Genomic DNA, 11,031 nt, shown 5'->3' on the forward strand with positions numbered 1-11,031 from the left:
TGCTGATCGTCGGGGCGGCGCTGGCGATCATGATCGCGGCGTCGGTCTTCTCGAGGCGGACGGGGGTCGCGGCGCCGCTGCTGCTCGTCGGGCTGGGGATCGGGGCGAGCTATCTGCCCGGTGCCCCGCCGATCGAGCTCGATCCGGAGCTGGTGCTGGCCGGCGTACTGCCGCCGTTGCTCTACTCCGCCGCGGTCAACCTCCCGGTGATCGACTTCCGGCGGAACCTCCGGCTGATCACCTGGCTCTCGATCGTGATGGTGATCGTCTCGGCACTGGTGATCGGGGCGGTGGTGCACCTGCTGTTCCCGGCGATCTCCTTTCCGCTCGCGGTCGCGCTCGGTGCGGTCGTCAGCCCGACCGACGCGGTGGCGGCGACCGCTGTCGGGCGCCGGGTCGGGCTGCCGCCCCGGGTGATGACGATCCTGGAGGGCGAGAGCCTGGTCAACGACGCCTCCGCCCTCGTCGTGCTCCGGACGGCCGTCGCGGGGATCGCGGCGACCAGCTCGTTCTCGATCGGACGTACGGCCCTGGAGTTCGGCTGGGCGGTGGTCGGGGCGATCGTGATCGGCGGGGTCGTCGGATGGATCACCGTGCTGCTCCGCCAGCGTCTGGACGACCCCGTCCTCAACACCACGATCTCGCTGGTCGTGCCCTTCCTGGCGTACTTCCCGGCCGAGGAGCTGCACGCCTCCGGCGTGCTCGCCGTGGTGGTGGCCGGGCTGGTGACCGGCGCGCTCGGCAGCCACCGGTTCAGCGCGCGCGATCGGCAGACCCAGGCGACCACCTGGACGACGTTCAGCTTCATCCTGGAGAGCGTCGTGTTCCTGGCGATGGGCTACCAGGTGCCCCAGCTCGTTGGTGCCGCCCAGGGCGAGACCACGCTCGGCGAGATGGCCGGGCTCGTCCTGGTCGTCCTCGTGCTGCTCGTCGTGCTGCGGTTCGGTGGGCTCGCCGGCCCGGCGCTGCGCGACCGTCGCTCGAACCAGAGCGAGCACGTACGCGCCCGGCTCGACCAGTTCGAGGTGCACCTCGACTCGATGACACCGGCCGATGATCGGGAGGACAGCCGGATCTCCTCCGCTCGGCGTCGCCTGGCGCGCAGCCGCGCCGACATCGAGTTCGAGGAGCGCGAGCCGATCACCTCGCGCGGCTTCCTGACCATCGGGTGGGCCGGCATGCGTGGCGTCGTCACGGTCGCTGCCGCCCAGACCATCCCGCACGGCACCTCGCACCGCGCGACCGTCGTCCTGGCGGCGTTCCTGGTCGCGCTGATCACCTTGGTGCTCTTCGGCCTCACCCTTCCCGCCGTGATCCGGCGGATGCGCTTCTCCCCCGAGAGCGCCGAGGACAGGCACGACGCCTTCCGCTCGCTGCTGCGCCACGTCGGTGAGTCGGCGATCGACGAGCTCGGACCGCTGGAGTCCCAGACCATCGACGGTGAGCCGATCGACCCGAAGCTGGTGACGAAGCTGAAGGACCGCATCCTTCCGCAGGTCCTGGCGGGCGTACGCGAGGCGCCCAGGTTCCGTCCGGCGGTGAAGGAGCAGACGCTGATCCTGCAGTCGCGCTACCTGGAAGCGATGCGCGCCGCCCTCGCCTCCGAGCGCAGCATCGGTGCCTACAGCTCCCACACCTACCGGAAGGTCGAGGCGATGCTCGACGACATGGAGAAGCGGCTCGATGCGAGCTGAGCCCGTGGACGGGCGCCGGACGGTTACCTCGGCGCCTGCTGGCCCGTCATCACCATGACGGTGCTCGCGCGAGGAAGGTGACCACATGACCGGATCAGGTCCACATGAAGCAACGGCGGAGGCCTTCGAGCAGCAGCGCGAGCGCTTGGTGGCGGTCGCCTACCGCATGCTCGGGTCCAGGGCGGACGCCGAGGACGCGGTGCAGGAGGCGTGGATCCGGCTGGCGCGGCAGGACGGGGCCTCGATCGACAACCTGGCCGGCTGGCTGACCACCGTGGTGGGGCGGGTCTGCATCGACGTGCTCCGCTCGCGCAAGACCCGGCCGGAGCTGTCGTACGAGGACCGGCTGCCCGAGCTCGTCGTAGCCGTCGACGCCGGAGCGGCACCCGAGGACGACGCGATGCTCGCCGAGTCGGTCGGGCTGGCACTGCTCGTCGTGCTCGAGTCCCTCACGCCCACCGAGCGGCTGGCGTTCGTCCTGCACGACATGTTCGCGGTGCCCTTCGCCGAGATCGGCGAGATCATCGGCCGGTCCACCGACGCGACCAAGATGCTCGCCAGCCGGGCCCGCCGGAAGGTGCAGGGCACACCGCAGCCGCAGGAGGAGCCTCGGCGCCAACGCGCCGTGGTCGACGCCTTTCTCGCCGCGGCACGGAACGGGGACTTCGAAGGGCTCGTCACCCTGCTCGATCCGAACGTGACCTGGCGGACGTACCACCCGAAGGGCGTGCTGACCAGGGTCGGTGCGGCCGAGGTGGCCGAACCGGTGCTGCGCGGCGCCCGCTCGATGACCGCGGCGCTGCCGGTCCGCGTCAACGGCGAGCCCGGGTTCGTGGCCTGGGGCGCCAACGGCAAGGTGCTCGGCCTGGTGGCGTGCACGGTGGTCGAGGGCCGGATCGTCGAGCTGTTGACCGTGAGCGACCGCAAGCGCCTCGACGCCTTGGATCTGCCCCCGCGACCCGAATAGGGCGCCCCTCGTCACCCCGGGTTGTTACCTCTTGAAGAACTTCTTCGTCGTAGTGGTGCAAGCATCCGAAGACGAAGGAGACCCCTTGAACACTGCACTGTGGATCGTCGCCGGCCTGATGGCCGCCATCTACCTGCTCTCCGGTTTCGGGAAGCTGTTGGTCCCCAGGGAGAGGATGGCCACGATGGGCGACGCCTCGCGCTGGGTCCTCGACTTCCGACCCAGCACCCTCAAGGCCATCGGAGGACTCGAGATCCTCGGCGCCATCGGTCTGATCCTGCCCGCCCTGCTCGACATCGCGCCGATCCTGGTGCCGCTGGCGGCGAGTGGGCTGACGCTGATCATGGTCGGTGCCGTGATCCTACGGATCCGCCGTGGCGAGAGGAAGGCCGCGCTGGTGGACGCGACCTACCTCGCCCTGACCGCTTTCGTGGCGATCGGCCGCTTCGCATGGGTCCCCTTCACCGGCTGATCAGCCCGACTCCCGGCGGGTCACACCGTCTCGAACCCCGCCATCATCGCCATGTCCTCGTGCTCCAGGTTGTGGCAGTGGATGAGGAACCGGCCGGCATACCTCTCGAATCTCACCCGAACCCGGACGGCCTCGTAGGGGCGTACGTCGACGGTGTCCTTCCAGCCGAGGTCCATCGGTCCAGGGCCGTGGTTGCCGCGCCGCAGCACCTGGAAGGGCGAGAGATGTACGTGGACGGGGTGGTGCGCGTCGGTGAAGAACTCCCATATCTCGCTGGAGCCCAACGGCACCTGAGCCTGGGGGACCGATGGGGCGAAGGGCTTGCCGTTGATCCCCCAGCCCTTGCGCCCGTGCACGCTCTCCCGACGGAAGTGCCACCTGCGGACGACTGCGCCGTCGGGCTTCTCGGGTTCGGGTACGTCCGCGAGCTTCGTGGGAAGCCGGACGTCGTCGGCCGCGCGCCGGGCGATGCGAAATCGCATCACCTGCGCGGTCCGGCCGGTGCCGAGACCGTTGCGCAGCTCCACGGTCGTCCCGGGCGCGAGCGACCGGAAGTCGACGACGACGTCGAACCGCTCGGCTGAGGCCATCGTGATCTCGTCGTGGTCGACGGGCTCGGCAAGCAGGCCACCGTCGGAGCCGATCTGGGTGAGCTTCACGGGTTGCCCGTCCTCGGTGCGCAGGCTCAGCGCGTAGCGCCGCGCGTTGGAGGCGTTGAGCAGCCGCAGCCGATACTGCGCCGCGTCGACCTCCGCCTCCGGCCACGGAGCACCGTTGACGAGGATCACGTCGCCGAGCACGCCGGCCATGTATCGGTCCTCCACCCCGGGCTCACCGAGGAGCTCCGGGTCGAGCGCGGGATAGCGAAGCGAGCCGTCCTCGGCGAAGGACCGGTCGGCGATCATCAGCGGGATCTCGCGCTCTCCTCGCGGCAGCGCGAGCGCGTCCTCCTCGTCGTCCCGGATGATGTGGAACCCGGCGAGCCCGCGCCACACCTGTGGACCGGTGAAGTCCATCCGATGGTCGTGATACCAGAGCGTCGCGGCGGGCTGCTCGAGCGGATAGCGATAGTCCCGTTTCCCGGTCCTGACCTGCGCCTTCGGGTCGGCCATCGGGTCCTGCCCACCGCTGTGGTCGCTGCTGTGGCCGCTGCCGTGGTCGGCGTGATGGGCGCGGCGCGTCTCGAAGCCGGGCGGCACCAGCAGATCCGTCGGCCAGCCGTCGCTCTCGGCAGGCGTGTGCCCGCCGTGCAGGTGCGTCGCGGTCGGCAGCGCGAGGGAGTTGGTGTGACGTACGGTCACCGCCTGACCGCGGCGGGTCTCCAGGGTCGGCCCCGGAAAGACCCCGTCGTACGTCATCATCTCGGTCCTCAGCCCGGGCAGGATCTCGACCGAGGCGGTGCGCTGCGCGATCTCGATCGTCCCGCCCGCAGGACGCTTGACCGGCGGCAACGGCAACGGCGCCTCGTACGCCTTCGGCAACCGTGCCGCGCTGCGCAGGATCCGCCCGGTCTGCTCGGGGGCCTCGCCGCACGAGGCCAGCGTCCCCGCAGCCGGTGTCGCCAGGGCCGCACCGAGGAGCGTGCGTCGCTTCAACCTCATTGCCGGGCCTCCCGGGGACGGCCGGCGCCGCGGCGCAGCGCCGCGATGGCCAGGAACACCGAGATGCCGACGGTGAGGACGCCGAGGGGCACGTGCCACTCGAGGACGCGGGTGTAGCCGAGGGTCGCCTGGACATGGACGAGGAGGAAGAGCGCGATCGACCACCCGAGGAACCACCAGCGACCGCGCATCGCGACGACGGCGCCCGCGGCGACCACCAACGGGATGCTGAGCGCTTGCAGGAACGCGGCGCCGGCGGAGTGAAGTCCCAGGGACTCGAAGGTGCCGGCGAAGTAGGAGCCGATGAAGATCGGCTGCCCGATCGCGAGGAGCGCTTGCAGGACCGCGACGGCTCGGAAGCAGACGAGGCTGACGCGGGGTCGTCGCTCGCGAGGCACGGGAGCGGGTGCGGTCGGGGTCTCGGTGGTCACATCTCGACAATAGGTAGCCGAGGTACGTATGCCATCGGGTGATCCCCTGAGATGGCTCGAGGGTCGCCGGGGTCAGCCCTGGTTGGAGAAGACCTCGTCGCGAGCAGTGTCGAGACCGATCTGCAGGGCGCCGCGGAGAACTGGGTCGCCGGAGATCTCGGTGGCGACGACGGAGGGGACGTTGGGGCCGAGCCCGCCGATGGCCTTCTGCACGCGGTCGGCCAGAACCGCTCCGCCGGCGCGCCCGATCTCGCCCGAGAGCACGCACAGCTCGGGGTCCAGCACGACGCAGATGCCCGCGAGCCCGAGGGCCAGCCTCCTGGCCAGGTCGTCGAGGAACGGCTCGCCTTCGGGGTCGCCCGCAACGGCCGCCCGTAAGCAGTCGACACCGCTGCCGCGCATGCCGAACGCGCGGGCGAGGGTGTCCATCGCCTCGACACTGACCAACGACTGGAACGCGGCATGCTGCGGACTGTCGGTCCCGTGCGGAGTCGATGTGCCGGGGACCGCCAGGTAGCCGATCTCGCCCGCACCGCCGCCGGCGCCGCGGTGGAGCCGGCCGTCGACGATCACGGCGAGACCGAGGCCCCGGTCGATCCAGGCGAGCACCGAGTCCTTGACGCCGTGCGACGCGCCGAGCGACTGCTCGGCGAGGCCGGCGAGGTTGACGTCGTTCTCGATCAGTATCGGTCGCCGGAAGCTGCGGCGGAGCTCCTCCAGGACGCCCGCCCGCCAGTCCGGCAGGTCGTTGGCGAAGCGGATGTCTCCGGTTCGCGGGTCGATCATGCCGGGCGTACCGATCGAGAGGCAGCGAAGCTGCGACACGGTGATGCCGGCGCTGCGGGTGGCGTTGGCGACGGTGCCGCGTACGGCCTCGACCGGGTCGGAGGCCTCGTGCGGGTCGAGGGAGCCGGTGGCCAGCTCGGTGCCGGTGATGTCGGCGACCGATGCGGTGATCCGGTCGGGCCCGATGTGGAGGGCCGCGACGTAACCGGCCGACGGGACCACCCCGTAGAGCGCCGCGTTGGGACCGCGTCCGCCCTGCTGGGAGCCGACGACCTCGACAAGCCCGCGCTCACCCAGCCGCGTCAGCAGCTGGCCCGCGGTCACCTTCGAGAGGCCGACGAGCTCGCCGAGCCTCGTCTTCGTCACCGGGCCGTTCGCGAGCATCAGATCGAGCGCCGCGCGGTCGTTGGTGTCGCGGATCAGGTGTGTCTTCGGGGCTCTCGACAACGGTGACGCTCCTTTCGCAGCGGACGGTGACTTTCAGAAAACAAACCTAACAATTACGGAACCCGCGACGGCGCATGTCCATTTTGGGTCTAGACGATAACTGTAAAGGAACCTTACAGTGGGGCTTCCATCGCCATCCATCTCAACCCCCTCAAGGAGTTTGGAATGCGTACTACAACGAAGATCGCCGTTCTCGGCGGGATCTTGCTGGCGCCCGTCCTGGCCATGCTGCCGACGAGCCCCGCAAGTGCGCACGGCTACATCTCAGACCCGCCCAGCCGACAGGCACAGTGTGCCGCCGGCACCGTCGAATGCGGGGACATCAAGTACGAACCGCAGAGTGTCGAGGGTCCGAAGGGACTGACCAGCTGCTCCGGCGGCAACTCGAGGTTCGCCGAGCTCGACGACGACTCGAAGGGCTGGCAGGCCACACCGGTCGGCCAGTCCCAGGCCTTCACCTGGTCGCTGAGCGCCCAGCACGCCACCAGCACCTGGCAGTACTTCATCGGTGACACCAAGATCGCCGAGTTCGACGAGGGCGGCGCCCAGCCGCCGGCCACCGTCGAGCACCAGGTCGACTTCGGGTCGTTCACCGGCCGCCAGAAGGTCCTCGCGGTGTGGAACGTCGCCGACACCGCCAACGCCTTCTACGCCTGCATCGACGTGAACATCGGCGGCTCGGCCGCGGACCCGGAGGACCCGGCGCCGGTGGCGGGCGAGTTCCCGGTCAGCGAGGAGCAGTTCAACCAGCTCTTCCCCAACCGGAACCCCTTCTACACCTACTCCGGCCTGATCGAGGCGCTCAGCGCCTACCCGGAGTTCACCAACACCGGTGACGACACGGTCCAGAAGCAGGAGGCGGCCGCGTTCATCGCCAACGTCGCTCACGAGACCGGCGACCTGCAGTACGTCGTGGAGCAGAACGAGGCCAACTATCCGCACTACTGCGACCCGAACCAGTCCTACGGCTGCCCGGCCGGCACCGACCAGTACTACGGCCGTGGACCGGTCCAGCTGAGCTGGAACTTCAACTACAAGGCTGCCGGGGACGCTCTCGGGATCGACCTGCTCAACAACCCCAGCCTGGTCGCCACCGATCCGGCGGTCGCCTGGAAGACCGGTCTCTGGTACTGGAACACCCAGAACGGTCCGGGCACCATGACGGCCCACGCCGCGATGGTCAACGGCGCCGGCTTCGGTGAGACCATCCGCTCCATCAACGGATCCATCGAGTGCGACGGTGGCAACCCTGGCCAGGTCCAGAGCCGCGTCGACAACTACACCGAGGTCACCGGTCTGCTCGGGGTCGACCCGGGTGGGAATCTTTACTGCTGAAGCGGAGCCCGAAGCGATAGGCACTGCTGAAGCGGAGCCCGAAGCGATATGAACTGCTGAAGCGGAGCCCGAAGCCAGTTGGCCCCGCTGCACACCCGGCGGCGTACGCAGACCACACCTGCGTACGCCGCCGGCGGCCGTTTTGTGAGGACCGCCCAAAGAGATTCTGGTTCTCTGCCGATGCCGCTCGGCGACGTTACCGTCGAGTATCAACTGGACCCCGGACACTCCGGGGCCAGATGACGAAGGAGCTGGCTCGGTGCTCAGATCACTTCACCTTCGAATCGCCGCGGTTGCCGCGGCCCTGTCTCTCCCCCTCCTCGGTGCGGTCGCACCGGCTCAGGCGGAGACCTACCAGCGAGGCCCGGACCCAACGGCCTCGAGCGTTCTGGACCACGGAACGTTCGCTCTCTCCACGACCTCGGTCTCCTCAGCCGTCGCCGGCTTCGGCGGCGGAACGATCTACTACCCCAGCTCCACCAGCGAGGGGACGTACGGCGGTGTCGTGCTCGCCCCTGGGTTCACGGCCTCGTCGTGGATGTATGACTCCGTCGCGCGGCGGGTGGCCTCACACGGGTTCGTCGTGTTCGCGATCGACACCAACAGCACCTGGGACCAGCCGGACAGCCGCGGCACCCAGATCCTCGCCGCGGTCGACTACCTGAAGGAGGATGCCTCCTCCTCGGTCGCCTCGCGTCTGGACGAGTCCCGGATCGCGGTCTCCGGCCATTCCATGGGCGGCGGTGGCACGCTCTCCGCGGCGGTGCGGAACTCGACGCTCAAGGCGGCGGTCGCGCTGCAGCCCTGGCACACCGACAAGACCTGGTCCGAGATCCGGATCCCGCTGATGATCATCGGCGCGGAGGAGGACGGAACCGCGCCGGTCGCCTCCCACTCCATCCCCTTCTACAACTCGGCCACCGGAGCTCGGGAGAAGGCGTACGGCGAGATCAACGACGCCGGCCACCTCATCGCCAACACCGACGACGACTGGCAAGGGCGCCTGTTCGTCACCTGGCTGAAGAGGTACGTCGACGAGGACACGCGCTACTCGCAGTTCCTGTGCCCGGCGCCGACCTCGTCCAACCTGTCCGACTACCGCCACACCTGCCCGGACTGATCCTTTCGGCCCGGACGTACGAGATCGGACCGGCCACCTCCCAGCTCGGGGGAGGTGGCCGGCTCCAAGAGATCGCGCGGGCGGGGTCGCCTGCTACGCGCCGCGATAGGGGCGCGCTGGCTGCGTTGTCGCCTCTCGACGGTGCAACCAGACGGCCTTCGAGGCTCCGCCTTGCCATCGCACCCGTCTCGCGACGCTCGCGACGACGCCCCCACCCGCGCGGTCTCTTGTGCCCGGCGTTAGAGGATGGGGGCATGACCGGAAATAGTGGAAACGGCGGAGCCAGCTCAGGAATCCGCGTCGCCTCGCTGGAGGACATCCCCGAGGGCGAGGGCATCGCCATCTCCTCGGACATCACCGGCACCGAGGACGACATCGCCATCCTGCGCGACGAGGACGGCAGCTGCTGGGCCCTCAACGACACCTGCACGCACGAGACCGCGTCGCTGGCCGAGGGGTGGGTCGAGGACGGCGACGTCGAGTGCCCCCTGCACTCCTCGAAGTTCAACCTCAAGACCGGCAAGGTCGACGGGCTCCCCGCCACGCGGGACACCGTCGCGCACCGAGTAGAGGTGCGCGACGGCGAGGTCTACCTGTTCCCGAGCGGAACCGATCGGCAGAACCCCGGCGAGAGGCCGTGACGGTCTCGTCGGTCGTCGTCGTCGGTGGCGGGATCGCAGGAGTCTCCACGGTCGCGGAGCTGCGGAAGAGCGGGTACGCCGGTGAGCTGACCCTGGTCTCGCGGGACGGCTTCCCCTATGACCGCCCGCCGCTGTCCAAGGCGTACCTGGCGGGCGAGAAGCCGCTCGATGCCATCGCGCTGCAGCGTCCGGACTGGTACGCCGAGCAGCGGATCACGCTCGTCGGGGGTGCTGACGCCGTCTCGGTGCGCCCGGACGCCGGAGAGGTCGAGTTGGCGGACGGACGGGTGCTGAGGGCCGACCGGATCGTGCTGGCCACAGGTGGTCGGGCGATTTTGCCCGCGATCGCTCGGGTACGACGGGACGTTTCGGTCGGTCTACCGATGGGTAACGGACAGGATCGTCCCGTCGTATCTCCCATCCACGTGCTGCGGGATGTCGCCGACGCCGACCGGCTGCGTACGCAACTGGTGCCTGGGGCGCGGTTGCTGATCGTCGGTGCGGGCCTGATCGGCGCGGAGGTCGCCTCGACCGCGCGCGGGCTCGGGTGCGAGGTCGTGCTGGTCGACCCGCTCGATCCGCCCCTTGCCGCTGCGGTCGGGATCGAGGTGGCGAGGTGGCTGCACGGTCTGCACGCCGCCCACGACGTGGAGACCGTGACGACCGCCGTCGAGGCGTTGATGGCGACATCGACCGGCATCGCCGCGCAGCTGAAGGGTGAGCGGGACTCACGCGAGTTCGACGTCGTGCTGCTGGCCGTCGGCCTGGTCCCCGAGACCGGACTGGCCGAGGCCGCGGGACTGGAGACATCTCGCGGCATCGTCGTCGATGAGGTCCAGGTGACCAGCCATTCCTCGGTGCTCGCGGTCGGAGACTGTGCCCGCCTCCGCGACCATCACCGCGCCGAGCACTGGGAGGCCGCCCACCTGGATGGCGCCCGGGCGGCAGCGACGATCCTCGAGATCGCGCCCCCGCCCGCCACCGCGCCGTGGTGGTGGTCGGACCGTTATGGCCTCCATCTCGAAGGCGTCGGCGAGATGCGGACGCCCGACGCGGAGCACGAGAGCGTCGTACGCGGCGTGGTCGGCGAGCCGCCCTTCTCCGTGTTCACACTGCGCGGGGAGCGTGTCGTCGGCGCCGTCTCGGTCGACGACCCCAACGCCGTGCGCGCGGCACGACGGATGATCGACCGAGCAGTCGGCGTACGAGCTGTTGACCTTGCCGATCCGAGCACGGACCTGCGAAAGCTGCTGCGCGGAGCCCGGTAGCGAGCCAGGTGCCACATTCCCGCCATGGCGGGAAACTGCTGGGTGATCGGCGGTAACCCGTCGGCACTTTCCCGCCATGGCGGGGAACTGCTGGGCGATCGGCGGTAACCCGTCGGCACATTCCCGCCAAGGCGGGGAACTGCTGGGCGATCGGCGGTAACCCGCCCGCACTTTCCCGCCATGGCGGGGAACTGTTGGGTGATCGGCGGCGACGCGCCCGCACTTTCCCGCCATGGCGGGAAACAGCTCCCCGCCGCCCGGCAGCGCGC

10 protein-coding genes are annotated in these 11,031 nt (G+C 69.6%); 7 read left to right on the forward strand and 3 right to left on the reverse strand.

The annotated features are described in order from the left end of the window. Positions 1–2: 2 nt before the first annotated feature. The 3 genes from ACRDPS_RS15775 (at position 3) to ACRDPS_RS15785 (ending at position 3,133) form a co-directional block, all read left to right on the forward strand. Positions 3–1,694: a cation:proton antiporter gene (locus ACRDPS_RS15775; protein ID WP_431502601.1), complete on the forward strand. Its 1,692-nt coding sequence runs from the start codon at positions 3–5 to the stop codon at positions 1,692–1,694. A gap of 85 nt (positions 1,695–1,779) precedes the next feature. Beyond that, a complete protein-coding gene (locus ACRDPS_RS15780; protein WP_431502602.1) occupies positions 1,780–2,661 on the forward strand; it encodes a sigma-70 family RNA polymerase sigma factor in 882 nt (293 codons plus the stop codon). Positions 2,662–2,746: 85 nt separating this feature from the next. After that, positions 2,747–3,133, forward strand: a complete 387-nt coding sequence (locus ACRDPS_RS15785) for a DoxX family protein (protein WP_431502603.1) — start codon at positions 2,747–2,749, stop codon at positions 3,131–3,133. Between the two features lie 20 nt (positions 3,134–3,153). Here ACRDPS_RS15785 and ACRDPS_RS15790 read toward each other — a convergent pair whose 3' ends face one another. The 3 genes from ACRDPS_RS15790 to ACRDPS_RS15800 form a co-directional block, all read right to left on the reverse strand. Continuing rightward, positions 3,154–4,734 carry a multicopper oxidase family protein gene (locus tag ACRDPS_RS15790; protein WP_431502604.1) on the reverse strand — a complete coding sequence of 527 codons (1,581 nt, stop codon included), beginning with the start codon at positions 4,732–4,734 and terminating at the stop codon, positions 3,154–3,156. Continuing rightward, entirely contained in the window at positions 4,731–5,165 is a 435-nt protein-coding gene (locus ACRDPS_RS15795; RefSeq protein WP_431502605.1) for a hypothetical protein, read from the reverse strand. The genes ACRDPS_RS15790 and ACRDPS_RS15795 overlap by 4 nt, the downstream gene beginning before the upstream one ends. A 72-nt stretch (positions 5,166–5,237) precedes the next feature. Beyond that, positions 5,238–6,398, reverse strand: a complete 1,161-nt coding sequence (locus ACRDPS_RS15800; RefSeq protein WP_431502606.1) for an ROK family protein — start codon at positions 6,396–6,398, stop codon at positions 5,238–5,240. A gap of 165 nt (positions 6,399–6,563) precedes the next feature. On the opposite strand from ACRDPS_RS15800, the gene ACRDPS_RS15805 reads away from it, so the two are divergent. The 4 genes from ACRDPS_RS15805 (at position 6,564) to ACRDPS_RS15820 (ending at position 10,762) form a co-directional block, all read left to right on the forward strand. After that, positions 6,564–7,733 (forward strand): glycoside hydrolase family 19 protein, encoded by a 1,170-nt coding sequence (locus tag ACRDPS_RS15805; RefSeq protein ID WP_431502607.1) that lies wholly within the window; start codon positions 6,564–6,566, stop codon positions 7,731–7,733. A 259-nt stretch (positions 7,734–7,992) separates the two neighbouring features. Then, entirely contained in the window at positions 7,993–8,853 is an 861-nt protein-coding gene (locus ACRDPS_RS15810; RefSeq protein ID WP_431502608.1) for an alpha/beta hydrolase family protein, read from the forward strand. 254 nt (positions 8,854–9,107) lie between these two features. Beyond that, on the forward strand, positions 9,108–9,494 hold the full coding sequence (locus ACRDPS_RS15815) for a non-heme iron oxygenase ferredoxin subunit (protein ID WP_431502609.1): 387 nt from the start codon (positions 9,108–9,110) through the stop codon (positions 9,492–9,494). Next, positions 9,491–10,762: an NAD(P)/FAD-dependent oxidoreductase gene (locus ACRDPS_RS15820; RefSeq protein WP_431502610.1), complete on the forward strand. Its 1,272-nt coding sequence runs from the start codon at positions 9,491–9,493 to the stop codon at positions 10,760–10,762. Before ACRDPS_RS15815 ends, ACRDPS_RS15820 begins: the two co-directional genes overlap by 4 nt. Positions 10,763–11,031 lie beyond the last annotated feature (269 nt).

This window comes from Nocardioides sp. (assembly GCF_050699375.1).
Lineage (GTDB): Bacteria > Actinomycetota > Actinomycetes > Propionibacteriales > Nocardioidaceae > Nocardioides.